A 22689-nucleotide genomic window follows, 5' to 3' on the forward strand; every position below is an offset into this window, starting at 1 on the left:
ATGAAAATCTCGAGATGCGACCATAGGCGCGGCGCGCCGCACGCGTCGTGGATCAGGTGGGCTTGCGCCCAGCGAAATCTGGGGCCCCGGGGGCCCGCCTCACTCCCGCGTCATTCCCGCCGGGTGAGGGAGATCAGACCGGGGCCGAGCTCGTACCAGCCGGCGAGATGCAGCTCCATCATCACCGGCTCCATCTTGCGGTTCGCCAGGAACCAGCCGTGGATGCCGTCGATCGGCGCGGTCAGCACGCCGGAGGCCTCAAAGGCGCGGCCGGTGGCATAGGTCATGACCTCCATCGGCCCGTCGCTCGCGCCTTCGGCATGTGCCTCCGGGTCCGCATGGCCGTGGAAGTCGTAATAGAGCTCCTCCGGCGAGGACCAGGAATAAAGGAGGGTATCTCCCGCCTGCATCGTCAGCTTGTATTCGATCTGCCCGTAGAATTCGTCGAGCCCGCCGACGCGGACCATGATCGTGTCCTCCCGGTAGGGCGTCTCGTGCGGGCGGGCGATCTCGAACGGCACATTGGCAACCGGCTCGACCCGGATCTCCTGCGGGGCGTCCAGCCGGGTGAGCCCGGTGGCGGCGCCGAGGCCGGTCGGGTCGATCCCGTATTCCGCCGGCAGGACGAAGGCCACGGTGACCGCCGTCGCGACGAGGGCCGTGAGCCCGAGCTGGGGAAGAAGCCTCATGCCGCGATCTCCTGAAGGAAGCCGACCATTTGCATCTCGAAGAGCACCAGCCCCGCCCCGGCGAGCACGAGGTTCGCCGCCCACGCCTGCCGCGGGAAGGCCGGCGCCCGCCGCCAGAGCGCCATCAGCGCCAGGACGAGCGACAGCGCGAGGATCTGCCCGAGCTCCACCCCCACGTTGAACGCCAGCATGTTGGCGACGAGCCCGTCGCCCGAGAGCCCCACCGCCTGCAGCTTGGTGGCGAGCCCGAAGCCATGAAACAGCCCGAAGATCAGCACCGGCGCCTTCTGCCCGGGCTCCATCCCCAGCCGCCGAAACGCGCCGAGATTGTCGAGCGCCTTCCAGATGACCGAGAGCCCGATGATCGCATCGACCAGATGGGCATTGACGTGGATGCCCGAGAGCACCCCGAAGAGCAGCGTCACCGAATGGCCGATGGAGAAGAGCGTCACGTAGAGCGCGATGTGGCGGAGCCGGTAGAGGAAGAAGATCACGCCCACGAGGAACAGCAGGTGATCGGTGCCCGTCACCATGTGCTTCGCGCCGAGATAGACGTAAGGCAGGATGTCGGCCCCGGTCGTCGCCGCCATGAACTCCGCATCGCCGCCAGCGACGCCATGGGCCGAGGCGGCGGGCGCGAGAAGCGCGAGGAGGAGGGCGAGCGTCAGTACCAATTGGCGACCCTCACGTCGATGTCGGTCGCGGCCTCGACCACCGCCGAGAAGTTCCAGATGTCGTTGCCCCAGTAGTGGTAGGGATAGACCACGGCGGGGCGGAAGGCCTCCGCCGCCGCCGCCGCCTCGGTGGGCGACATGGTGTCGGGCCAGGACATCGGCAGGAAGGCGGCGTCGATGCCGGTGAGGGCGAGCATCGCCTCCGTCGCCTCGGTGTCGCCGGCGATGTAGATGCGGGCGCCGTCCAGCGTGATCACGTAGCCGAGCCCGGTGCCGGGCGGGTTGTGATGCAGGCGCCCCTCGGAGGTGTTCTCCGCCGGGATGGCCTCGATCTGGGCCCCCGCGAGGGTCAGTCTGTCGCCGGCCGCCATCGGATGGGCGGTAAGCCCCTCCGGCAGGGCGAGGCCCGCGGGCGCCACGACCGGCACGCCGGGGGCGGCGAGGGCGGTGAGCGTCTCGGGGTCGAGATGGTCGCCATGGCCGTTGGTGATGAGGATCAGCGCCGGGGGCGGCAGGCCCTCGTAGAGCGCGGCGCCGCCGACCGGATCGGCATAGAGCGCCGTGCCGAGCAGCTGGAGCACGAGCGAGGCATGGCGGATCGGCCAGACGGCGATCTCGCCATGCTCCGCCGCGATGCCGGGCACGGGCTGGGCGCTGGCGGCAAGTGGCAGGGTGGCAAGCGGCAGGGCGGCGAGAGCCGCCGCCATGCCGAGTGTCAGGGGGCGTGATGCCCGCATGGATCAGTCGAACCCGAAGAGCGCGTCGCCGCCTTCGGGGCGCTCCATGCCGTCCTCGAAGTGGCGCTCCCAGACCGCGGCCCAGGGCCGGCCGTAGAAATCCTCGACCGTGTAGTCGATGGTCGTCCCCGGCGCGAGCGGCTGCGGGCGGCCGTCCACCTCGAAGATGGTCTGCACGCAGCGGACATAGGCGTAGGGATTCCCCTCGCTCAGGCCCTTCTGGCGCACGAAGATCCGCACCGAGCGGACGGGTTCGACGAAGACCTCGGGATCGTAGAAGATCGTCTCCTGCTGGAGGCCGACGAAGGCGCCATCGACGCGCACCGGGGTCCAGATCTCGATGGTCTGAAGCTGGTTCGAGAATTCCCAGCTCGAATGCGTGAACCAGCCCTGGATGTTGCTCGTCCAGGTGATCAGCGCCTCGCCGTCCCAGTAGCCGATTGTCTCGCCGAACCAGCGGGGCACATCGGCGCCGAGGCGGGGCACGGCGCCCGAGGTGTCGAACTCCCGCCTGAAGTTGACGTTGCGCACGACGTTGTCGGCGCCGTCGGCGAGGAACTGCACCCGGTCCATCGAGACCGTCACGTCCATGTAGCCGAGCCCGGGCTCGGACCACATGCGCATGAAGCCCTCCGGCCGGCAGTACTGGGCCGACCATTGCGGGGCGTGGCTCTGCACCTGGTGGTACATCTGCTGTACCCAGCGCTGCTGGTAGAGCGGTGTGACGAGGCTCAGCATCGTCGACATCTGGGCGTTGAAGCCCATGATCCACTGCGGCGGCTCCTGGTATTCGTCGCGGAAGGTCACGTCCGGGTCGCGCCCGGTGCGGACGAGGAAGTCCAGCCAGATGTTGCGCAGATAGGTGCCGTTCCACTCGAAGGGCAGCGTCTCGGGCGTCATCTCGGTCGGGCCGCCGTTGGCGACCGTCTCTGCCATCAGAGCGTTGTAATGCTCCTCCGCCGTGGTGAACGGATAGGGAGAGACCATGTCCTCGCGCGGGTAGTCCTGATCGCAGGAGCCCCAGGTGCCGGTAGCCGGGTCGTCATTCTGGATGACGGCCGGCGTGCCGGGGTAGTCGCCCCATTGCGCATCGAGCGCCACGGGCGAGTTGCAGCGGAAGTAGCGCGGATCGCTCCAGAGCTCGGCGTCCTGATAGAAATCCTCGGTGGTGAAGAGATCGACGGGCAGGGGCTCGATGCCCTCGGGTGCCGCGCCGCCGGATGCGGCGATGTCGCCCGGCTGGCCGTGGATGCCCATGCCGATCTCGGTGGCCTCCATCTCGCTCACCGGCCAGCCGCGGCCGACGCTTTGCGTGCCGTTGTCCTGTGCGAAGCCCGGGCCGGCAAGGGTCCCCAGAAGGGCCCCAGCCAGCGCCAGCCGCGCCGTGGGTTTTTTGATCATCATGTCCTGGTCCTCCTCCAGAGCGTTCCCTGTCCTCCGGCCCCTGCGGGGTCCGGATGGGCGGGCGGGCGGCACCCTCCCGATGCCGCGCCGCCCGGACGCGAATGCGAGGATAGCCCCCAAGGGCGCCCCGCCAAAATGGAATCGGGGCCCGAAGTCTCCTCCGGGCCCCGCGTCGTCTGGATCAGTCGAAGCCGAACAGGCCCTCGGCCTCCGGCCGGGTCATGCCTTCTTCGAAGAACTCTTCCCAGATCGTCGACCAGGGCCGGCCGTACATGTCCGGCACGCGGTATTCGATCACCGTACCGGGCGAGATCGGCGTGGCTATGCCGTCCTGCGGGAAGATGGTCTGCACGCAGTTCACGTAGATATAGGGATCGGTGTCATCGAGCTGGCCGATGCGCTCGAGGTCGCGAACCATGCGGATCGGCTCCACCAGCGCTTCGGGATCGTAGAAGATCGCCTCGTGATGGATGCCAGTGACTTCGCCGGCGTCATTGTAGTTGGCGTTGTAGATCTCGACCGTCTGCATCGAGTTGGAGAACTCGAAGCCGGCGTGAACCGTCCAGCCCTGGATGTTCGAGGTCCAGGTGATGAGCGTCTCGCCATCCCAGAAGCCGATGGTCTCGCCATACCAGCGCGGCACGTCCTGGCCGAGCCGCGGCACGGCGCCTTCCATGTTGAACTCGCGGCCGATGAAGATCTGCGTGAGGATGTTGTCGGCCACCCCGGTGAGGATCTGCACCATGTCGGGCGTCACCAGAACCTGGTGATCGCGCACGGCATGTTCGTGCCAGCGGCGCAGGAACCCTTCGGGCCAGCAATATTGCGACTGCCACTGGGCGGCGTTGGTGTTCGCCTGGTGGTAGTGCATCTGCACGGCGCGCTTCTGGTACTCCGGCGTCAGGAGTTGCAGCTCCGTCGAGGTCTGGATGATGCGGCCCCAGAACCAGTTCTCGGAGGAATCGTTGTAGCGGCCGTCCCAGTCGGGCGGCATGTTGTCGCGCGAGTATTCGGTCGGCCCGCCATTGGCCTCGGTCTCGGCGAGAAGCGCCTCGTAATGCTCCTGCGCGGTGGCGAAGCCGTAGGGGCTGACGATGTTCTCGACGGGATAGTCGGCATCGCAGAAGCCCCAGGCGCCGGAGCCGGGCGGGTTGTCGCCGATGATCGGAGAGCCGTAGCCGCCCCACTGGCTTTCGAGGCCCATCGGCGAGTTGCAGCGGAAGTAGCGCGGATCGCTCCAGAGCTCTTCATCGGCGTAGAAATCCTCCGAGGTGAAGATGTCCACCTCGAGCGGCTCGACGCCCTCGGGCACATCGCCGTTGCGCGCGGCGATGAACTCGCCATGGAACGCGCCGCCGGTGCCGGCGCCGACGACGGGCTCGTCCTGCTGGTTGGCCATCGGAGCGCCGCGGCCGACGCTGTCCTGCGAAAGAGCGGTGGTGGCGCCGGCGCCGATGAAGACGCAGCCGAGCAGTGCTGACTTGAGAGTCAGGTCCAGTTTCATTCGATTTTCCTCCCTTTGCGGCGATATGTTCGCCTAGCGAAAAATTCTCCGCATAGCGAATTGTCACAAACCGATACGCGGCTTGTCAAGCCTTCAGGGGGGAGGGGTGGGGGAGGGGCCGCCGCAGCCCCATCGAGGGGCCGCGGCGGCCTGGGCGCCCGGCTGAGCCGTCGGGCCCGGGCAGCGAGCGTGGCTGCGGCGCTCGGCCGCGGAGCCCAGCCGCCGAACTCAGCCGTGGAGCTTGGCGGCGATCCCGGCGAGGTAGCGGCCCTGCCACTTGGCGCCGTCGAGCTCCTGCTCGCTCGGCAGGCGGGAGCCGTCGGAAAGCGTCGTCGTGGTCATGCCGTAGGGCGAGCCGCCACGGATCATGTCCGTCCCCATCTGGTCGGCATAGGCGTAGCCGAGCGGCACCGAGATGATGCCGTGGTGCGCCAGCGACACCTGCGTCGAGATGATCGCGAACTCCTGCCCGCCGTGCTGCGAGGCGGTGGAGGACATGACGCCGGCGACCTTGCCGACCAGCGCGCCCGTGGCCCAGAGCCCGCCGGTCTGGTCGAGCACGTTCTTGAGCTGGCTGGCCATCATGCCGAAGCGGGTGGAGATGCCGAAGATGAAGCCGTCATATTCCGCCAGCTCGGACACATCGGTGAGGACGGGGGCCTCCTGGTCGAGCTTGTAATGGGCGTTCCGCGCCACCTCTTCGGGCATCAGCTCGGGCACGCGCTTCACGGTGACCTCGGCGCCGGTCTCGCGCGCGCCCTCGGCGGCGGCATGGGCCATGGCCTCCATATGGCCGTAGCTCGAATAGTAGAGCACAAGAATCTTCGTCATTGGGTCCTCCCTCGAAGTGGCGCCCTCGTCGGGGCGTGGATGGTGTGGCGCCCCCTTCGGGGCGATGATGAAGGTCGCCCTCGTCCGGGCGACGGCGGCCCTCAGATCGGGCCGACGCGCTGGGCACTTTGCGGCGAGAGCGCCGTGCGCACCAGCACCGGATATTGCGAGAGTTTCGCGGTGATGTTCCGCGAGGCCTGCAGAAGCCGCGGCAGACGCTCCTCAATGAGAATCGTCTTCGTCAGCCGCCCGGAGAAGCCGGAGGAATTGATGGCGGCCACCACCTGACCCTCGGCATCGAGAATCGGGCAGGCGATCGAGGCGATTCCATAGTCGAGCTCGTCGACGGCGATGGCGTAGCCCAGCCGCTTGACCTCCTGCAGGTTGGCCAGGAGCTCCTTCTTGCCGGTCAGCGTCCGGTCCGTCAGCGGCGTGAAGGGGGCCTGGCCGACATAGCGGTTCAGCGTGACGGAATCGGCATTGGCCAGCAGCACCTTGCCGAGCGAGGTCGCATGGGCCGGATAGCGCACGCCGACTGCGGCGGTGGGTCGCACCGCGCTCTGCCGGGTCGTATGCGCGAGATAGAGCGCCATGCCGTCATCGAGAATCGCCACGGAGGCGGCATCGCCAAACGCCTCCACCAGGCTGCGCACCTCGGGCAGCAGGAACTCGTCGATCTGGCTCGACCGCATGTAGGAGGACGAGAGCGACAGCACCCGCGCGCCGAGCGTGAATTTGCGCCCGTCCTGCCGGACATAGCCAAGGACGCGCAGCGTATAGAGGCAGCGGCGCGCCGTGGCCGGCGACAGGTTGGTGCGGGCCGCAACCTGGGAGAGGGTCATCTCGGTGTGCGTCTGGTCGAAGCACTCGAGCACCGCGAAGCCGCGGGCTATGGCCGAGTTGAATTCCTTCTCGTCGATCCGTCCCACATCCAGAACGCTTGACATGTCTTTCTCCTCCCCTAAGATGTTCGCCTATCGGATATTGCTTCGCTGGGCGAAAAATACAAGCCCTAAAATGCGGGTACTCCGACGGGAGGAAAGACACATGCAAGGCAGCGCAGCCATGAGCGCGGGCAGCGGAGTGACGGCAGGCTACGGGCTCGCCGAATCCGGTGCGTCTTGGGAGGATGCGAGGGCCGTCCTCGTCCTGGTGCACGGGCGCGACGGCTCCCCCGAAGAGATGGCCGGCCTTCTTTCGCCGGAGCTGACCGAGCGGCTGCGGGTGCTCGCGCCCTATGCCGAGGCGCGGATCTGGTATCCCGGCCGCTACGATGCGCCGATGGCCGAGAACGAGGCCGGGCGCGACGCGGCGCTCGCCGCCATCGATGGCGCCTTCGCCGCCGCGGCAGAGCGCGGCTTCGGCCCCGAGCGGGTGATTCTCGCCGGCTTCAGCCAGGGCGGCTGCCTCGTCACCGAATATCTGATCGCGGGGCGCCAGCGCCCGGCCGGCGCCGCCATCTTCACCGGCACGATTCTCGCGCGGAATGAGCGGACGCTCCCCGAGCGGGACCTCGCCGATCTGCCGATCATCGTCTGCGGGGGCTCGGGCGACGCCTGGCTGCCTCTCGGAGATTTTCTCGCCACCGAGGCTGTGCTCAGCCAGATGGGTGGTAACGTGCATCTGGAGATGTTCCCCGACGCGCAACATATGGTGCGGCCGGAGGAAATCAGGCTTCTGGGCCGGCTGGTCGACCAGCTCGCCCCGTAAGAAATCGCCGCCTCGACCCACCGGAGGCGGCGCAACAAAGCAGGAGGAGAACAAACGTGCCTGAACAACCCAAGACCAACAAGCCGGCCAAGCGGCTCGACGGCAACCACCACATCACCGGCATCACCGGCGATGTCGTGGCCAACGTGGACTTCTGGTCGCGCATCATGGGGCTGCGCTTCGTCAAGAAGACCCTGAACTTCGAGACGACGTTCCGCTACCACACCTATTTCGGCGATACCGACGGCTCGCTCGGCTCGGTCGTGACCTTCCTCGAGTTCAACGACGCGCCGAAGGCGCCCGCCGGCAAGGGCAACCACCATTCCGCCGTCCTGCGCGTGCGCTCCAACGAGGCGCTGGACTTCTGGATGGACCGGCTGACGCAGAACGAGATCTTCTCGGAGCTCTACCGTCTCAACCCGACCGTGCCGCGCCGCCTGGTGTTCCACGATTTCGAGAACCACAAGGTCGAGCTCATCGTTTCCGACGCGCCGGACAAGCCGCTGGCCTTCCCGGCCTCCGACATCCCGGCCGAGTTCCAGATCACCGGCATCGAGGGCATCCGCTCCAACGTGTCCGTGAAGGACCTGCTGCCCTATGCCGAGCATATGGGCTTCACCTACAACGAGGCCATGCAGCGCTTCGAGATGGAAGGCGACCACAAGACGTCGCGCTGGTACACGGCCCCCGTGCCGGAAGACCTGCCCTTCCAGGAAGCCGCCATCGGCGTCTGGCACCACCTCGCCTTCGATGCCGACGAGGATCTCGCCGGCTGGCGTGACTATTCGGACGCCGGCCCGGTGCCGACGACCCCGATCTACGATCACCACGTCTTCGACAGCTGCTACGCGCAGACGCCGGGCGGCATCATCGAGCTGACCTCGGCGGGCCCCGGCTTCCTCGTCGACCAGCCGAAGGAAGAGCTCGGCGAGCGCCTTGCGCTCTCCAAGCGGGTCGAACCGCTCCGCGCCCGTCTCGAGCGCGAGCTGACCCCGATCGAGAACCCGCGCCGCCCCGACGGCACGCTCAAGACCGAGCCGCCGCTCGACGGCCCGAAGAAGGCCAAGGCGACGCTCTGACAATGGCTGGGCCGGCGCCTCGGAGCGTCGGCCCGACCAGCCCCGGGAGGGGGTTAATATCAGGATTCGCATAACGAATATACCGGCGAAGGAGGTTCATCCCCCAATCCCTGGTATATCGTTGACGAAGACGACGCTGGGTGCGTCCATTCCGAACGCTCGTGCGCGAGCGCCGGGGGGGAGCCCCGTAACAGGGAGGAAAACCATGTCCAGACTTATCATGCCGCGCCGGCCCGGTCTGTCGCGCCGCAAGTTCCTCGGCACATCCGCCGCCGCCGGTGGTGCCGCCGCTGCCGGGCTCTACGCGCCCGCCGTCCATGCGCAGGAGCGCACCGTAAAGATCGGCTACGTCACGCCGCAATCCGGCCCGCTCGCCGGCTTCGCCGAGGCGGACAACTTCACGATCCAGCAGCTGCAGGAAGTCTTTGCCGGCGGCATCGACGTGAACGGCACGCGCTACAACATCGAAGTCATCGTCGCCGACAGCCAGTCGAACCCGAACCGGGCCGCTGAAGTCGCGCTCGACCTCATCGTCGACGAAGAGGTCGACCTGATGGTCGTCGCCTCGACGCCCGACACGACCAACCCCGTCTCCACCCAGTGCGAGATCGAGGAGCAGCCCTGCATCTCGACCATGGCGCCCTGGGATGCCTGGTATGTCGGCCGTCAGGCCAACCCGGGCGATCCGAGCACCTGGGAGCAGTTCGACTGGACCTACCACTTCTTCTGGGGTGGCGCCGATTACTACGGCGTGACGCTCAACATGTGGGGCCAGCTCGAGCACGGCAACACGGTCGGCGCGCTCTGGCCGAACGATGCCGACGGCAACGCCTTCGCCGATCCGAACGCCGGCTTCCCGCCGGTGCTGGCCGCCAACGGCTACGAGCTGGTCGATCCCGGCCGGTTCCCGAACGGCACCGACAGCTTCGCCAGCCAGATCGCGACGTTCCAGAACGCGAATATCGACGTCATCACCGGCCTGATGATCCCGCCGGACTTCACGACCTACTGGACCCAGTCGATCCAGCAGGGCTACAAGCCGAAGATCTGCACCATGGGCCGTGCGATCCTGTTCCCCTCCGCCGTCGAGGCGCTGGGCGACACAGGCCACAACCTCTCCTGCGAGGTCTGGTGGTCGCCGTCGCACCCGTTCACCTCTTCGATCACCGGGCAGTCGGCCTCCGAGCTGGCCTCGGCTTTCGAGCAGTCGACGGGCCGCCCCTGGACGCAGCCGATCGGCTACATCCACGCCCTCTTCGAGGTGGCTCTGGACGTGATCGCCCGCGCCGAGGATCCGAACGACCGCGACTCCATGGTCGCCTCGATCGCCGCCACCAACACCGAGACGATCATCGGCCCGGTGTCCTGGAACGGCGAAGGCCTGCCGCCGTTCGCCCAGAAGAACGTCTCTCCCGCCCCGCTCGTGGGTGGCCAGTGGCGCCTGAAGGAAGACGGCAGCGGCTATGACATCGTCATCGTCGACAACCAGTCCTATCCGGACATCCCGACGGGCGGCCAGATGGAGCCGATCGTCTGATCGAGCCTCGCTGAACGAAGGTGTCCGCGGCACAGCGCCGCGGACACCGCCATGGCCGGCAAACACACAAGCGCCCGGTGTAGGATGGGTGCCAACGGTGGCTTGACCCGACACGGGCGAGCAGCAACAATAAAACCCGAAAAAACTTTCGCAGAGCGAAAAGAGATCCACAAGGATCGGACTGCGGAAGGGTCGGCAAGGGGGCGAGCGGCGCCCGCCGACGGGCACAACAAAGGCCGGAAAGGCTCAGGAAAAGAACAATGATGAACGGAATGCTCAAGAATATCAAAGTGGTCGAGCAAGGGACCTTCATCACCGGCCCCTGCGCCGGCATGATGCTCGCCGACCTGGGCGCCGATGTCATCAAGGTGGAATCGCCCGGCTCGGGCGACCCCTACCGCACCTATCAGGAGGGGCTCTATTCCCCCCATTTCCAGGCCTACAACCGGAACAAGCGGTCGATCGCGCTCAATCTGAAGGAGGAGGACGACAAGGAGGTCTTCCGCCAGATGATCGCCGAGGCCGATGTCTTCATCCAGAACTTCCGCCCCGGTGCCGCCGAACGGCTCGGCGCCGGCTACGAGCAGCTGAAGGCGATCAATCCGAACATCGTCTATTGCTCGATCAACGGCTTCGGCCCCGACGGGCCCTATCGTGACCGGCCGAGCTACGATTCGGTGGCGCAGGCGCTTTCCGGCTTCCTCGGCATCGTCACCGACCGCGAGAACCCCCGGTTCCTCGGCCCGGCGCTCGCCGATGCGATCACCGGCATCTACGCCGCCTACGGCATTCTCGGCGGGCTGGTCAGCCGCGGCTCCTCCGGCAAGGGGGCGCTGATCGAGGTCTCGATGCTCGAGGCGATGACCCATTTCGCCATCGAGCCCTTCACGGCGCTCTTCGCGCTCGGCGCGGCCCCGAAAGGGCTCGACCGGCCGCGGCTCGCGCAGGCGCATATCCTGCGCACCAAGGACGACAAGCTCGTCGCCATCCACCTCTCCAGCCCGGAGAAGTTCTGGAACCAGCTCGTCGAGTCGCTCGACGCCGGCTGGATGCAGGACGACGAGCGCTTCTCGACCCGCCTGGCGCGGATCGACAATTACGAGGCCCTCGGCGAGGAGCTCAACAAGATCACGAAGACCAAGACCCGCGACGAATGGACCGCCATCATGGAGGGCTCCGATGTGCCCTTTGCCCCGATCAACGAGGTCGAGGAGGTGGTCGAGGACCCGCAGGTCAAGCACATGGGGCTCATCGTCGATGTGGAGCCCGATGGCGAGGATGCGGCGGACCGTGCGGTCCGTCCGGCAGTGACGGCCAATGGGTCGCGTGCCACCTCGATCCGCCCCGCGCCCCGGCTCGATGCCGACGGCGCCGCCATTCGCGCCAGTCTTGCCGAGGGCAAGGGTTGGCCGGCCCTCCAGCCGACCAATGACCCCACTTCCCGGCAGGCAGAGGAGAGCGTGTAAGGCGGACACCAGGGGGCGACCGCACATCGAAACAGCACCCGGGGAGGCGGGTGCGCTTTTGGGAGGAAAGTGAAATGCAATTCGGTTTGAGGAGACTGGCGAAGACGGCGGCCGCACTGGCAACCGGCCTGAGCCTGACCATGGCGAGCGGCGCGGCCTATGCGCACCATTCGTTCGCGATGTTCGACAATACCCAGGTGCGCGTGTTCACCGGGGTGGTGACGCGGATCAACCCCGACGCCAACCACCTGCAGATCTTCTTCGCGCCGCTCAATGACGAGCACACCACGGTGGTGCGTGACGAAGCCGGCGACCCGATCATCTGGGCCGTCGAGATGGCCGGCTCCGCCCAGGCGGCCGCCATGGGCATCACGGTGAACAACTTCCCGCCGGGCACCATCTTCTCCGTCGGTCTGTACCCGCTGCGCAATGGCCAGCCGGGCGGCGACCGCGGCAACATGGGCCTGTGGAAGTGCCCCGCCAACACGCCGCCGGCCCCCGGCGCGATGTGTGACAGCGTGGACGGTGCCACCCAGCACGGCGAGGGCGAGATCCCCGTTGCCGACGTCGAGCTCGATACCCCCTTCGTCCCCGGCCAGGAGACGACGCAGGAGTATGATGACGAGGAAGAGGGTGGCGAAGCCGACGGCTGACCCAGCTTCTGTAACCTGAAGGGACCCGCCGCGCCGCCCGTATTGCGGCCCGCGGCGCGGCGGGTCATCCCGGGTGCCCCCCGAACATTACCGAGCGGGAGCAATCCACCGACACGCGTTGGGAGGACAAGATGCGTGATTTCATTGCCTGGCTGAGTGTCTCGGACCTCAGCATCGCCATCGGCAGCGCGGGATGGGCCGTTCCGCTGATCCAGTGCTTTCACATCGTGGCCGTGGGCGCGCTCACCGGGGCGCTGCTCGTCTTCAACCTGAAGATCGCAGGCGTCTTCGCCAGCGAAGAGCCGCTGCGCGTCGTCTCGAAGCGCTACGAGGGCTGGATCTGGGGCGCCATCGCCACGCTGGCGCTGACCGGCGCGCTGCTCATCATCGCCGAACCGGCGCGCGAGCTGCTGGCCTTCTCGTTCTGGGCGAAGATGGTTCTTTTGCTCATCGGGATCATAGTTGTTGCCGGGTTTCAGATCCGCATCCGTCGCGGCAGTGGCGCCTGGGGAGACGCCACCCATGCACCGGCGGGCGCGCGGCGTCTGGCAGTGTCATCCTTCGTGATCTGGGTCTGCATCATGGTGCTCGGCCGCTTCATCGCCTGGGATACGGCAATCTGGGGAACTTGGTCTTTCGCCGCCTGAGGCAGGGACGAACATAGGAAATCAGGCTGATGGACCTTTCTTCGATCTTCACATGGCTGGAAAACTCCGGCGTCGGCTTCTGGATGCGCGACAGCGTCTATGCGTTGCCCGTCATCAATGCGCTGCACATCGTCTCGGTCGTGACGCTGTTCGGCTCGCTCATCACGGTGGACCTGCGGCTCATCGGCGTTCTCGCCCCCACCCGCACCTTCACCCGCGTCTCGCACGAGCTTTTGCGCTTCACCTGGATCGGCTTTGCCGGGGCGCTGATCTCGGGGCTTCTGATGGTCACGGCGAACGCGTCGGAGTTCTATGTAAACAAGCTCTTCTGGTTCAAGATGGCGACCATCGTCCTGGCCGGGATCAACATGATGTTCTTCGAGCTGCGCACGATGAAGACCGTCGCCAACTGGGACACGGCCCGCCCGCCGCCGGGCCGGGCACGGGTCGCCGGGCTGATCTCGATCGCGCTGTGGACCGGAGTCATCTTCCTCGGTCGCTGGATCGGCTATACAAAGGGGTTCGATTTCGACGCTCCGATCGACATCGACCTCGACAACCTGATGTTCTCGATGCTTGCCGCAAGCGGCATCGGGCTGGCCTGAGAGAGGGGGGGACATGCTTCTTCAACTGACCGGCGTCAACAAGCGCTTCGGTGCCGTGGTCGCGGCCGACGACGTCTCGATGCATGTCGAGAAGGGCGAGGCGCTCGGCATCATCGGTGCCAACGGCGCCGGGAAGTCGAGCCTGTTCAACCTGTGCACCGGCGTCCTGAAGCCCGACAACGGCGAGATCCGTTTCCACGGCCAGGACGTCACCCGCACCTCGGTGCGTGACCGCTGCCGGGGCGGGATGGGGCGGTCCTTCCAGATCCCCAAGCCCTTCGAGAGCCTTACGGTCTTCGAGAACCTCCTGACAGCCGCCGAGTTCGGCTGTCAGGATCGCCTGAGCGTGGCGGAGACGGCGCGGATCCTCGAGCTCACCGGCCTCGCCGACAAGGCGAATATCGAGGCGGGCAAGCTCACGCTTCTCAACCGCAAGCGGCTGGAGCTGGCGCGGGCGCTGGCGACGACGCCGGACCTTCTGCTCCTCGACGAGATCGCCGGCGGTCTGACCGAGGGCGAGTGCCACGAGCTGGTCGACCTCATCAAGACGCTGCATGCCGAGGGCATCACCATCGTCTGGATCGAGCATATCGTGCACGCGCTCCTCTCCGTCGTCTCGCGCCTCGTGGTGCTCGAGCGCGGCAAGATCATCGCCGAGGGCGAGCCGCGGGCGGTCATGCGCGACCCCGAGGTGAAGCGCTCCTATCTCGGCATCGACGACGACCTGGACGAGGAGGTTGCCTGATGGCGCTGCTTGAGACCCATGACCTCGAGGTCTTCTACGGCGATTTCCAGGCCGTCTTCGGCATCGACCTCGCCGTCGAGGAGGGCGAGACGGTCGCCATCATCGGCTCGAACGGCGCCGGCAAGTCGTCGTTCCTGAATGCGCTCGCCGGCATCACGCCGACCAAGCCCGAGGCGATCACCCTGGGCGGCAAGCCGATCGGCGGCACCCCGGCCTACGAGATGGTCAAGAAGGGCATCGCCCTCGTCCCCGAGGGCCGCAAGCTCTATCCCTCGCTGACAGTTGAGGAGAACCTCCTCATCGGCGCCGACGGCAAGACCGTCGACCGGGGCTGGACGCTCGACGAGATCTACCGGCTTTTCCCGATCCTCAAGGAGCGGGCCAAGCAGATGTCGACCACCCTCTCGGGCGGCCAGCAGCAGCAGGTCTCCATCGGCCGGGCGCTGATGGCGAACCCGCAGGTGCTGCTCTGTGACGAGATCAGCCTCGGCCTCGCCCCCACCATCGTGAAGGACGTCTATGCCGCGGTGAAGGAGATCCAGGCGCGCGGCACCACCGTGCTGCTCGTCGAGCAGGACCTTACCGCCGCCCTCGGCGCCGCCGACCGGGTCTATTGCTTCATGGAAGGCCGCGTGACGCTCACCGGCCGGCCGGGTGAGCTGACGAAAGACCAGATCCAGCAGGCCTATTTCGGAATGAGCGAAGAAGCATGAGCTACGTCAACACCATCATCCAGGGCATCCTGCTTGGCGGGCTTTACGCGCTCTACGCCTCGGGACTGTCGCTGATCTTCGGCGTCATGCGGCTGGTGAACCTCGCCCATGGCGACTTCATCGTGCTGGCCGCCTACACGATCCTCGCGCTGAGCTCCTTCCTGCTCCTGCCGCCGGTGCTCGCGTTCCTGCTCGCCGCGCCCTTCCTCTTCGCGCTCGGCTGGGCGCTGCAGCGCTTCATCCTCAACCGGACGGTGCAGTCCAACCTGCTCGTGCCGCTGCTCGTCACCTTCGGCCTGCAGATCATCGTGCAGAACGGCCTTTTGGAGGCCTTCTCGGCCGACAGCGTGCGCATCCAACTCGGCCCGATCGAGACGGCGAGCTTCACCGTGGGGGGCATCTCGCTCGGCGTGATGCCGGCGATCACCTTCGTCGCGGCCCTGGTCGTGATCGGGGGGCTGAACCTGCTCTTCTACCGCACGGCGCTCGGCCGGCGCCTGCGCGCCACGTCGGATTCCCCGGTCTTCGCGCAGATCGTCGGGATCAACCCCCGCACCGTCTTCGCCATCGCCATGGGCATCTCCTTCGTGGTGATCGCCGTCGCCGGCTTCTTCATGGGCGCCCGCGCCAATTTCGACCCCTCGGTCGGGCCGGCGCGCCTGCTCTTCGCCTTCGAGGCGGTGGTCATCGGCGGGCTCGGCTCGCTCTGGGGGACGCTGGCGGGCGGCATCATCCTCGGCGTGGCGCAGGAGCTCGGCGCGACGATCTCGCCGCAATACCAGGTGCTGACCGGGCACCTCGTCTTCCTCATCCTCATCCTGATCAGGCCCAACGGCCTGTTCTCGAAGCAATAGGCCGCCCTCATGAGCGACACGCAACTCGATACCAGCGCCGCCAAGAAGGCCTTCCATGCCGAGGACCGGGGCTATTCCGTCTCCGTCGGCACGCCGACCTTCCGGATCGCGATGGTGGTCTTCGCCCTTCTGGTCGTCGGCCTGATCGTGGCGCCCGGCTTCGTCGGCCGCAGCGGCATTCGCGACCTGATGCAGATCATGCTGCTCATCGGGCTGGCACAATGCTGGAACCTGCTCGCCGGCTACGGGGGCCTGATCTCGGTCGGCCAGCAGGCCTTCGTCGGGCTCGGCGCCTACTTCATGTTCTACTGCATCATCTACGTGGGGATGGATCCGCTCATCGCCGTCATCGCGGCGACCGTGGGCGGGGCGATCATCTCGGTGCCCATCGGGCTTCTCACCTTCCGGATGCAGGGCGCCTATTTCGCGGTGATGACCTGGGTGGTGGCCGAGGTCTTCCGCATCCTCGCCTCGATCTATCCCGGCCTCGGCGGCGGCACCGGCACTGGCCTGCCGCGCGCCGCCACCTCCGAGATGTTCGGCATCGAGGCCACGGCGACGCTCTTCGACATGCGCTCTTCCTCCGCCCGCGAGGTGGTCATCTACTGGGCCATGCTGGCGGCCATGCTGATCGTCGTCTTCGGCTCCTACTGGATGCTGCGCTCCCGCCGGGGCCTCGCGCTCATGGCCATCAAGGATGACGAAGTGGCGGCCGAGAGCGTCGGCGTCGACATCACGCGGTCGAAGTTCATCGTCTACATCTTCGCGGGGGCCGGGGCGGCGCTCTTCGGGGCCCTCTACCACCTGCAGAAGGGCGGGATCGACCCGAACTCCGCCTTCTCGGTGATCGACTGGACGGCCTATGTGATCTTCATCGTGGTCATCGGCGGGCTCGGCACGGTCATGGGCCCGATCGTGGGCGCCATCGTCTTCGTGCTCCTGCAGAATTACCTGTCGGACTTCGGCCCGTGGTATCTGATGATCCTCGGCGGGCTCGCCATCGTCATGATGCTTTTCGCGCCCCAGGGGCTCTGGGGAATCTTCACGGAACGGACCGGCATAGAGCTTTTCCCGACCCGACGCCGCCTGTCGCATACCGACGGCAAGGATCGACAATAGCGACCGCCCGAAAGGGCCCTGATCTAGGAGGGATCAATGACGCTGTTCCTTGACCGGAGAGCGGCAGCAGGAGCGCTCTGCCTCATGCTTGCCGCCACCAACCCCGCCATAGGGCAGGAGAGCCTGCTCTCCCCCGATGCCGAGGTGCTCGCCCGACAGGGGCTGAAGGCGCAGGTCGCCAGTTTACGGGCCGAGATCGAGGGCCTCGTCGGCGACGGCACGGGCGAGGTGGACGTCGCCCGCGTCCAGCAGGATCTCACCCTGATCGCCGCCATCCTCGGCGCCTTCCCGCATCTCTTCGGCGAGGGCACCTCGCAAGAGGCGCTGGCCGCCGCGGGGTCGGCGGTGACGACCGACGCGCAGCCGGCCATCTTCGAGGATCTCGAGAGCTTCGCGGCCTTCGCGGCCTCCGTTCAGGGCACTGCCGAGGTGGCCGCGGCCGAGAGCGACCCGGCGGCGCTCCATGCCGCCACGCTGGCGCTCTGGGACAGCTGCACCGCCTGTCACGACACCTATCTGGCCTATGAGATGGATCTCGGCGGCGGCGGTGACGTCGGCAACCTCGACTTCCTCAACGATTTCTAAGAGCTCCCTGCCAGGGCCCCGGGCGGCTCCCTTCGGGGGTCGGCCGGGGCCGAAAGACGGGCCGAGTACCGGTCAACGCTTCGGTGACCAATTCCGCATAGACCCGTCCCCAGCAACGACTGGCTGGGGTTCACGTCCATGAGCGTAGAGATCACGAAGCGCCTGCAGTATTTTGGCATCGGGCCGGAGCAGCAGGGCCTCCTCAAACGGGCAAGGACAGCGCTGGAGCCGTCCTTCGACGCGATTCTCGACACGTTCTACGCCTTCTGCCGCTCGACGCCGGAATTCGCCGCCTTCTTCCGCGACGAGGGGCATATGCGCTTCGCACGCGACCGGCAGAAGGCGCATTGGCTCATGCTGCTCTCGGGCGAGTTCTCCGCCGAATATCTCGCCTCCTGCAAGCGCGTCGGAGAGGCGCATTACCGGATCACCCTGCCCTTCACGCTCTACCTCGCCGGCTACGCGCGGGTCAGCGCGCATGTGAAGGAGATCCTGATCCACAAGGCCGGCCGCTTCGGCGGGCCGGCGGCGCTGGCCGCCCAGCTCGGCGCGGTCGACCGCGCCTTCCAGCTCGACATGGAGCTGGTGATCGACGCCTTCTTCGAGGCCCGGCAGAAGCACGAGGCAGAGGCCGCCATCGGCCATGTGGCCGAGGGCCTCCGGCGCTTCGCCAGCCGCGATTTCTCGCAGGCCATCGCGAAGGAGGGCTTCCCCGAGAAATTCCACGCCATCCGCGAGGATTACAACGCCGCCGTCAGCTCCTTCTCCGAGGCGATGGCGACGATCGCCCGCGCCATCGGTGCCCTGAACGCGCTGACGGGCGAGATCGCCGGCAATGCCTCTGATCTCTCGCTCAGGACGGAAAGCCAGGCCGCCACCATCGAAGAGACGGTCGCGGCCATGCAGACCCTGACGGAGAACGTCCGCGAGACCGCCGAGCGCGCGACCCTCGTCGATACCCGCATCGGCGAGACGAGCCGCGGCGCCGAGGCGAGCTCCGCCGCCGTCGCCGCCGCGGTGGAGGCGCTGTCGAAGATCGAGGCCTCCTCCGCCGAGATGGGCAACAAGGTGCGGGTGATCGACGATATCGCCTTCCAGACCAACCTTCTGGCGCTGAATGCCGGGGTCGAGGCGGCGCGGGCCGGCGAGGCCGGCAAGGGCTTTGCCGTGGTGGCGAGCGAGGTGCGCAGCCTCGCCGAACGCTCCGCCGAGGCCGCGAAGGAGATTCGCGCCCTCATCAGCACCAACACCAAGATCATCCGCGACGGGGTGGAGAAGGGCGATCAGGTCAACGAGCGGCTGGGCGAGATCGTGCGCGGGGTGACCGAGGTCTCGGGCCTCGTCTCGCAGATCAGCGCCTCGACGACGGAGCAGGCGAGCTCGATCAGCGAGGTGAACGAGGCCACCGGCGCGCTCGGCACCGTCACCCAGAACAACGCCGCCATGGCGGAGGAAACGACCGCCGCCACCCGCGGCATGAAGCAGAACGCCGAAGAGCTCGAGGCGCTGATCCGCTCGTTCCGCTTCGTCGGGGCGGGGGGCGCGGGGGGCGCAGCAGCCAGCCGGCAGGCGGCGCATCGCTACGCCGCCGAATAGGGCTCAGACGGCCTCGGCCATCTGGAACCAGGCCGCGTTCTTGCGCGGCTGCCATTCCTCGGTGATGCGGAATCCCGCATCGCTCAGCGCCGCGCGTTCTTCGGCAATCGTGAACAGCGCAAGCGGCGGCAGCAGGCGCAGCCCGGCACCGGCTCTGATGCCGGCGCGCAGCGGCCAAGGATGATCGCCTATGGTCGCGGTGGAGAGCGCGAGAAACCCGCCCGGCACGAGGAGCCGGCGCGCCTGCGCGAGCGCGCCGCGCCAATCCTTCAGCAGATGCAGGATGTTGAGCCCGACGATCCCGTCGAACGGCCCCTCTGTCACCTCGCTCAGCGTCGCCTGGCGGAAGGTGACATTGGCGGCGCCGCCCTCGGCCTCGCGGGCCTTGGCGCGGGCGATCTCGATCATCTTGCCCGAAATGTCGGTGGAGAGGATGGAGCCCACGCGGGGCGCCAGCATGAGCGCGGAAGATCCTGTGCCGGCCCCGAACTCCAGAAGCCGGCCCTCGGGCCCGGCGCGTGAGGCGATGGCATCGAGCTTGCGGTGCCAGGCCCCGGGGTCGGACACGGGCGAGCGCGCATAGCGCGCGCTCGTCCAGTCCCAGAATTTTTCTGCATCAGCCATGTCATGTGACATAGCTGATGCGCGCCTTTCGAGAAATGGGCAAGTCGCGGGAGATTTCCCCGCGCTGCCCGGCGCCTCAGGCGGCGCGGGCGACCGAGCGGCGGGCGCGGCGGCCGACGAAGCTGCGAACCATCTCGCGCAGAGCTTCGGCGCGCATGCGGTGGGCGCGGGCTTCGATCTCGGAAAGGCTGAGGTGCTGGATATCGTTGGTCATGTCCGTCTCCTTGTCCCCCCGTTTCAAGGAACAGAATACGGCAGCGGCGCTGACATACCACAGACAATGCTGCAACGCGGCATTGCGCCTTGCGCAGGCCTGCCTGCGCGTCGCGGCGCCGCTCAGGTGCCGCAATAGGTGACGAAAGGCGTGCCGGCCGGGGCCGGCGCGGCAAGGTCCTCCGCCCCCTCCTGCCGGGTGAAGGGCGCGGCCACGATGCCGAGCACCCGCCGGATCGGCGCGAGGTCGCCGGCCTCGGCGGCGGTGAGCGCGGCATCGAGCGGCAGGTTGCGGGGCAGGTAGATCGGGTTCACCGCCGCCATCCGCTCCGCCGCCCCGGGCGCCTCTTGCGCGAGCCGCGCCTCCCAGGCGGGGAGCCAGGCGTCAAACGCGCCGGGATCGGCGAAGAGTGCGTGGGCGGGGGCTGGATCGCCCCCGGCAGCCACCCCGAGCGCCCGGAAGAGGCTGGTGAAATCCGCCTGCCCCCGCGCCATGGCCAGGAGGCCGGTCACCAGATCCATGTCGCCCTCCTCCGCCCGCTCAAGCCCCAGCTTGGCGCGGAAACGGCGGAGCCACGCGGCCTCGTAGAGCCCGGCGAAGCCCGAGACGATCTCCGTCGCCGCCGGGATCGACTCGTCGCCGCCCATCAGCGGCAGTAGCGCCTCGGCCAGCCGCGCGAGGTTCCACTGCGCGATGCCGGGCTGGTTGCCATAGGCATAGCGGCCGGCATGGTCGATGGAGGAGAAGACCGCGGCGGGGTCGTAGGCCTCCATGAAGGCGCAGGGACCGTAGTCGATGGTCTCGCCGGAGACGGCCATGTTGTCGGTGTTCATCACGCCATGGATGAAGCCGAGCGCCATCCAGGCGGCGATCAGCTCCGCCTGCCGCTCGACCACGCGGGCGAGGAAGCGCTCGTAGCGATCCTCCCCGGTCAGGTCGGGGTCATGCCGGGCGATGGCATGGTCGGCGAGGGCCTTCAGGATGTCATGCTGCCGCCGGGCCGCGAAGAACTGGAAGGAGCCGACGCGGATATGGCTCGCCGCGACCCGGGCGAGGACGGCGCCGGGCTTGCGCCCTTCGCGCATCACGTCCTCCCCCGTGGTGGTGACCGCCAAAGCGCGCGTGGTCGGCACCCCGAGCGCCGCCATCGCCTCGCCGAGCACGTATTCGCGCAGCACCGGTCCGAGCACGGCCTTGCCGTCACCGCGGCGGCTGAAGGGCGTCGGGCCGGAGCCCTTGAGGTGCAGGTCGCGCAGCCCCGCCTCCGTGGCGATCTCGCCGAGAAGCAGCGCCCGCCCGTCGCCGAGCTGCGGGTTGAACTGGCCGAACTGGTGGCCGGCATAGGCCATGGCCACCGGATGCGCGCCGGGCGGCGGCTCGGCGCCGCAGAGCCAGGCGGCCGCCTCGGGGCGACGCAGGGCCTCGGGGTCGAAGCCGAGCGCCTCCGCCAGCGCTTCGTTCAGCAGCACGACCTCGGGCCGCGGCACCTCGGCCCCGGCCCAGGGGAGCGAGGCCCCCTCGACGGCGCCCGCGAAGACGGCCTCGAAGGCGGGTGCCGCGCTCCCGTCCTTCACTCCGCCGCCTGGCGCTTCGGCAGGACCCAGTCGGGTCTCGGGAAGTGGCAGGTGTAGCCGGAGGGGTAGCGCTGCAGGTAATCCTGATGCTCAGGCTCCGCCTCCCAGAAATCGCCGACGGGCTCGACCTCGGTCACCACCTTGCCGGGCCAGAGGCCCGAGGCCTCGACATCGGCGATGGTCTCCATCGCCACCTGCCGCTGGGCCTCGTCCTCGTAGTAGATCGCCGAGCGGTAGGAGGTGCCGCGGTCGTTGCCCTGCCGGTCCTTCGTGGTCGGATCGTGGATCTGGAAGAAATACTCGAGGATCCGCCGGTAAGAGATCACCTCGGGGTCGAACATGATCTCGATCGCCTCGGCATGGGTGCCGTGGTTGCGATAGGTGGCATTCGGCACGTCGCCGCCCGAATAGCCGACGCGGGTGGCGCTGACGCCGGGCAGATGGCGGATCAGTTCCTCCATGCCCCAGAAGCAGCCCCCTGCGAGAACAGCGCGGTCCATCAGCTCACCTCCTCCACCTGATCCAGGTAATCGCCATAGCCTTCCTCCACCATGCGCGCCTTCGGGACGAAGCGCAAAGAGGCGGAGTTGATGCAGTATCTGAGGCCCCCGCGGTCGACCGGACCGTCGGGGAACACATGGCCGAGATGCGAATCGCCATTGGCGGAACGCACCTCGGTGCGCACCATGCCTAATGACAGATCGTCGATCTCGCGCACATGGGCGGGCTCTATGGGCTTGGTGAAGCTTGGCCAGCCGCAGCCGGAATCGTATTTGTCGGCCGAGGCGAAGAGCGGCTCGCCGGAAACGAGGTCGACATAAATGCCGGCCTCCTTGTTGGAGAGATATTCCCCCGTGCCGGGCCGCTCGGTGCCGGCTTGCTGGGTGACGCGGTACTGCTCCGGGCTGAGCCGGGAGATGGCCTCTTCGTTGCGGGTCCAGTTGCTCATGACGGGCCTCCTGACATGTCTCCCCTCATGTGGGGGCGCGGCCCTGTGAATAAAGGGCGGCGGCGCTGAAATCGGCGTGTGGCGATGTTGCAGGGGCGGAGCGAGGGGCCGCCTGCCCCGCGCGTTCCCCGGAGGTATTTGGAAAGGGGCAGGGGAAGGGGAGCGCCTCTTTGCCTTTCA

Annotated in this window: 25 protein-coding genes; 13 read left to right on the forward strand and 12 right to left on the reverse strand. The window is 67.5% G+C overall.

Going from position 1 to position 22689, the window contains the following annotated elements:
• Positions 1-110: 110 nt before the first annotated feature.
• The 7 genes from ACAZ03_RS01150 to ACAZ03_RS01180 form a co-directional block, all read right to left on the reverse strand.
• Complete coding sequence (locus tag ACAZ03_RS01150; protein ID WP_373355497.1) at positions 111-689, reverse strand: hypothetical protein; 579 nt, start codon at positions 687-689, stop codon at positions 111-113.
• Positions 686-1363: a HupE/UreJ family protein gene (locus ACAZ03_RS01155; protein WP_373355498.1), complete on the reverse strand. Its 678-nt coding sequence runs from the start codon at positions 1361-1363 to the stop codon at positions 686-688. Before ACAZ03_RS01155 ends, ACAZ03_RS01150 begins: the two co-directional genes overlap by 4 nt.
• Positions 1354-2100, reverse strand: a complete 747-nt coding sequence (locus tag ACAZ03_RS01160) for an MBL fold metallo-hydrolase (RefSeq protein WP_373355499.1) — start codon at positions 2098-2100, stop codon at positions 1354-1356. The genes ACAZ03_RS01155 and ACAZ03_RS01160 overlap by 10 nt, the downstream gene beginning before the upstream one ends.
• 3 nt (positions 2101-2103) lie before the next feature.
• Entirely contained in the window at positions 2104-3504 is a 1401-nt protein-coding gene (locus ACAZ03_RS01165; protein ID WP_373355500.1) for a hypothetical protein, read from the reverse strand.
• A gap of 181 nt (positions 3505-3685) precedes the next feature.
• The gene (locus ACAZ03_RS01170; protein ID WP_373355501.1) at positions 3686-5008 is read right to left on the reverse strand and encodes a hypothetical protein; all 1323 of its coding nucleotides are present in this window, start codon (positions 5006-5008) and stop codon (positions 3686-3688) included.
• Positions 5009-5236: 228 nt separating this feature from the next.
• A complete protein-coding gene (wrbA, locus tag ACAZ03_RS01175; protein WP_373355502.1) occupies positions 5237-5839 on the reverse strand; it encodes an NAD(P)H:quinone oxidoreductase type IV in 603 nt (200 codons plus the stop codon).
• Between the two features lie 101 nt (positions 5840-5940).
• The gene (locus ACAZ03_RS01180) at positions 5941-6786 is read right to left on the reverse strand and encodes an IclR family transcriptional regulator (RefSeq protein WP_373355503.1); all 846 of its coding nucleotides are present in this window, start codon (positions 6784-6786) and stop codon (positions 5941-5943) included.
• Positions 6787-6886: 100 nt separating this feature from the next.
• Between ACAZ03_RS01180 and ACAZ03_RS01185 the strand changes: the two genes are divergently transcribed.
• The 13 genes from ACAZ03_RS01185 to ACAZ03_RS01245 all read left to right on the forward strand — a co-directional run bounded on the left by ACAZ03_RS01185 (position 6887) and on the right by ACAZ03_RS01245 (position 19148).
• The gene (locus ACAZ03_RS01185; protein ID WP_373355505.1) at positions 6887-7549 is read left to right on the forward strand and encodes an alpha/beta hydrolase; all 663 of its coding nucleotides are present in this window, start codon (positions 6887-6889) and stop codon (positions 7547-7549) included.
• Between the two features lie 56 nt (positions 7550-7605).
• Positions 7606-8628 carry a VOC family protein gene (locus ACAZ03_RS01190; protein ID WP_373355506.1) on the forward strand — a complete coding sequence of 341 codons (1023 nt, stop codon included), beginning with the start codon at positions 7606-7608 and terminating at the stop codon, positions 8626-8628.
• A 205-nt stretch (positions 8629-8833) separates the two neighbouring features.
• Positions 8834-10165 carry an ABC transporter substrate-binding protein gene (locus ACAZ03_RS01195; protein ID WP_373355507.1) on the forward strand — a complete coding sequence of 444 codons (1332 nt, stop codon included), beginning with the start codon at positions 8834-8836 and terminating at the stop codon, positions 10163-10165.
• Between the two features lie 272 nt (positions 10166-10437).
• Complete coding sequence (locus ACAZ03_RS01200) at positions 10438-11631, forward strand: CaiB/BaiF CoA transferase family protein (protein ID WP_373355508.1); 1194 nt, start codon at positions 10438-10440, stop codon at positions 11629-11631.
• Between the two features lie 74 nt (positions 11632-11705).
• The gene (locus ACAZ03_RS01205; RefSeq protein ID WP_373355509.1) at positions 11706-12284 is read left to right on the forward strand and encodes a DUF6152 family protein; all 579 of its coding nucleotides are present in this window, start codon (positions 11706-11708) and stop codon (positions 12282-12284) included.
• A 131-nt stretch (positions 12285-12415) separates the two neighbouring features.
• Entirely contained in the window at positions 12416-12931 is a 516-nt protein-coding gene (locus tag ACAZ03_RS01210) for a DUF6644 family protein (protein ID WP_373355510.1), read from the forward strand.
• A gap of 29 nt (positions 12932-12960) precedes the next feature.
• Entirely contained in the window at positions 12961-13536 is a 576-nt protein-coding gene (locus tag ACAZ03_RS01215) for a DUF6644 family protein (RefSeq protein ID WP_373355511.1), read from the forward strand.
• 13 nt (positions 13537-13549) lie between these two features.
• Positions 13550-14281, forward strand: a complete 732-nt coding sequence (locus ACAZ03_RS01220; protein WP_373355512.1) for an ABC transporter ATP-binding protein — start codon at positions 13550-13552, stop codon at positions 14279-14281.
• On the forward strand, positions 14281-14994 hold the full coding sequence (locus ACAZ03_RS01225; RefSeq protein ID WP_373355513.1) for an ABC transporter ATP-binding protein: 714 nt from the start codon (positions 14281-14283) through the stop codon (positions 14992-14994). The genes ACAZ03_RS01220 and ACAZ03_RS01225 overlap by 1 nt, the downstream gene beginning before the upstream one ends.
• Complete coding sequence (locus ACAZ03_RS01230; RefSeq protein ID WP_373355514.1) at positions 14991-15848, forward strand: branched-chain amino acid ABC transporter permease; 858 nt, start codon at positions 14991-14993, stop codon at positions 15846-15848. The genes ACAZ03_RS01225 and ACAZ03_RS01230 overlap by 4 nt, the downstream gene beginning before the upstream one ends.
• Positions 15849-15857: 9 nt before the next feature.
• Positions 15858-16967 carry a branched-chain amino acid ABC transporter permease gene (locus ACAZ03_RS01235; protein WP_373355516.1) on the forward strand — a complete coding sequence of 370 codons (1110 nt, stop codon included), beginning with the start codon at positions 15858-15860 and terminating at the stop codon, positions 16965-16967.
• A 36-nt stretch (positions 16968-17003) separates the two neighbouring features.
• Positions 17004-17552: a cytochrome c gene (locus tag ACAZ03_RS01240; RefSeq protein ID WP_373355517.1), complete on the forward strand. Its 549-nt coding sequence runs from the start codon at positions 17004-17006 to the stop codon at positions 17550-17552.
• Positions 17553-17690: 138 nt separating this feature from the next.
• The gene (locus ACAZ03_RS01245; protein ID WP_373355518.1) at positions 17691-19148 is read left to right on the forward strand and encodes a methyl-accepting chemotaxis protein; all 1458 of its coding nucleotides are present in this window, start codon (positions 17691-17693) and stop codon (positions 19146-19148) included.
• Positions 19149-19151: 3 nt separating this feature from the next.
• On the opposite strand, the gene ACAZ03_RS01250 is transcribed toward ACAZ03_RS01245, so the two are convergent.
• The 5 genes from ACAZ03_RS01250 to msrB form a co-directional block, all read right to left on the reverse strand.
• Positions 19152-19772, reverse strand: coding sequence for a class I SAM-dependent methyltransferase (locus tag ACAZ03_RS01250; RefSeq protein ID WP_373355519.1), 621 nt, complete (start codon positions 19770-19772; stop codon positions 19152-19154).
• A 76-nt stretch (positions 19773-19848) separates the two neighbouring features.
• Entirely contained in the window at positions 19849-19986 is a 138-nt protein-coding gene (locus ACAZ03_RS01255) for an RSP_7527 family protein (RefSeq protein WP_373355520.1), read from the reverse strand.
• 122 nt (positions 19987-20108) lie between these two features.
• Positions 20109-21560, reverse strand: a complete 1452-nt coding sequence (locus tag ACAZ03_RS01260; protein ID WP_373355521.1) for a YdiU family protein — start codon at positions 21558-21560, stop codon at positions 20109-20111.
• Positions 21557-22060, reverse strand: a complete 504-nt coding sequence (msrA, locus tag ACAZ03_RS01265) for a peptide-methionine (S)-S-oxide reductase MsrA (protein WP_373355522.1) — start codon at positions 22058-22060, stop codon at positions 21557-21559. Before msrA ends, ACAZ03_RS01260 begins: the two co-directional genes overlap by 4 nt.
• Positions 22060-22509, reverse strand: a complete 450-nt coding sequence (gene msrB, locus ACAZ03_RS01270; protein ID WP_373355523.1) for a peptide-methionine (R)-S-oxide reductase MsrB — start codon at positions 22507-22509, stop codon at positions 22060-22062. Before msrB ends, msrA begins: the two co-directional genes overlap by 1 nt.
• Positions 22510-22689: the final 180 nt, after the last annotated feature.

This window comes from Pseudoroseicyclus sp. CXY001 (assembly GCF_041714655.1).
Classification (GTDB): Bacteria; Pseudomonadota; Alphaproteobacteria; order Rhodobacterales; family Rhodobacteraceae; genus Pseudoroseicyclus_A.

What these genes read in the sequence shown, in the direction of transcription:
- ACAZ03_RS01225 (WP_373355513.1), top strand. Translation starts at nt 14,281, where the DNA reads ATGGCGCTGCTTGAGACCCATGACCTCGAGGTCTTCTACGGCGATTTC.
- ACAZ03_RS01205 (WP_373355509.1), top strand. Translation starts at nt 11,706, where the DNA reads ATGCAATTCGGTTTGAGGAGACTGGCGAAGACGGCGGCCGCACTGGCA.
- wrbA (WP_373355502.1), bottom strand. Translation starts at nt 5,839, where the DNA reads ATGACGAAGATTCTTGTGCTCTACTATTCGAGCTACGGCCATATGGAG.
- ACAZ03_RS01150 (WP_373355497.1), bottom strand. Translation starts at nt 689, where the DNA reads ATGAGGCTTCTTCCCCAGCTCGGGCTCACGGCCCTCGTCGCGACGGCG.
- ACAZ03_RS01165 (WP_373355500.1), bottom strand. Translation starts at nt 3,504, where the DNA reads ATGATGATCAAAAAACCCACGGCGCGGCTGGCGCTGGCTGGGGCCCTT.
- ACAZ03_RS01235 (WP_373355516.1), top strand. Translation starts at nt 15,858, where the DNA reads ATGAGCGACACGCAACTCGATACCAGCGCCGCCAAGAAGGCCTTCCAT.
- ACAZ03_RS01215 (WP_373355511.1), top strand. Translation starts at nt 12,961, where the DNA reads ATGGACCTTTCTTCGATCTTCACATGGCTGGAAAACTCCGGCGTCGGC.
- ACAZ03_RS01195 (WP_373355507.1), top strand. Translation starts at nt 8,834, where the DNA reads ATGTCCAGACTTATCATGCCGCGCCGGCCCGGTCTGTCGCGCCGCAAG.
- ACAZ03_RS01240 (WP_373355517.1), top strand. Translation starts at nt 17,004, where the DNA reads ATGACGCTGTTCCTTGACCGGAGAGCGGCAGCAGGAGCGCTCTGCCTC.
- ACAZ03_RS01180 (WP_373355503.1), bottom strand. Translation starts at nt 6,786, where the DNA reads ATGTCAAGCGTTCTGGATGTGGGACGGATCGACGAGAAGGAATTCAAC.
- msrB (WP_373355523.1), bottom strand. Translation starts at nt 22,509, where the DNA reads ATGAGCAACTGGACCCGCAACGAAGAGGCCATCTCCCGGCTCAGCCCG.
- msrA (WP_373355522.1), bottom strand. Translation starts at nt 22,060, where the DNA reads ATGGACCGCGCTGTTCTCGCAGGGGGCTGCTTCTGGGGCATGGAGGAA.
- ACAZ03_RS01200 (WP_373355508.1), top strand. Translation starts at nt 10,438, where the DNA reads ATGCTCAAGAATATCAAAGTGGTCGAGCAAGGGACCTTCATCACCGGC.
- ACAZ03_RS01185 (WP_373355505.1), top strand. Translation starts at nt 6,887, where the DNA reads ATGCAAGGCAGCGCAGCCATGAGCGCGGGCAGCGGAGTGACGGCAGGC.
- ACAZ03_RS01210 (WP_373355510.1), top strand. Translation starts at nt 12,416, where the DNA reads ATGCGTGATTTCATTGCCTGGCTGAGTGTCTCGGACCTCAGCATCGCC.
- ACAZ03_RS01255 (WP_373355520.1), bottom strand. Translation starts at nt 19,986, where the DNA reads ATGACCAACGATATCCAGCACCTCAGCCTTTCCGAGATCGAAGCCCGC.
- ACAZ03_RS01230 (WP_373355514.1), top strand. Translation starts at nt 14,991, where the DNA reads ATGAGCTACGTCAACACCATCATCCAGGGCATCCTGCTTGGCGGGCTT.
- ACAZ03_RS01245 (WP_373355518.1), top strand. Translation starts at nt 17,691, where the DNA reads ATGAGCGTAGAGATCACGAAGCGCCTGCAGTATTTTGGCATCGGGCCG.
- ACAZ03_RS01160 (WP_373355499.1), bottom strand. Translation starts at nt 2,100, where the DNA reads ATGCGGGCATCACGCCCCCTGACACTCGGCATGGCGGCGGCTCTCGCC.
- ACAZ03_RS01220 (WP_373355512.1), top strand. Translation starts at nt 13,550, where the DNA reads ATGCTTCTTCAACTGACCGGCGTCAACAAGCGCTTCGGTGCCGTGGTC.
- ACAZ03_RS01170 (WP_373355501.1), bottom strand. Translation starts at nt 5,008, where the DNA reads ATGAAACTGGACCTGACTCTCAAGTCAGCACTGCTCGGCTGCGTCTTC.
- ACAZ03_RS01250 (WP_373355519.1), bottom strand. Translation starts at nt 19,772, where the DNA reads ATGGCTGATGCAGAAAAATTCTGGGACTGGACGAGCGCGCGCTATGCG.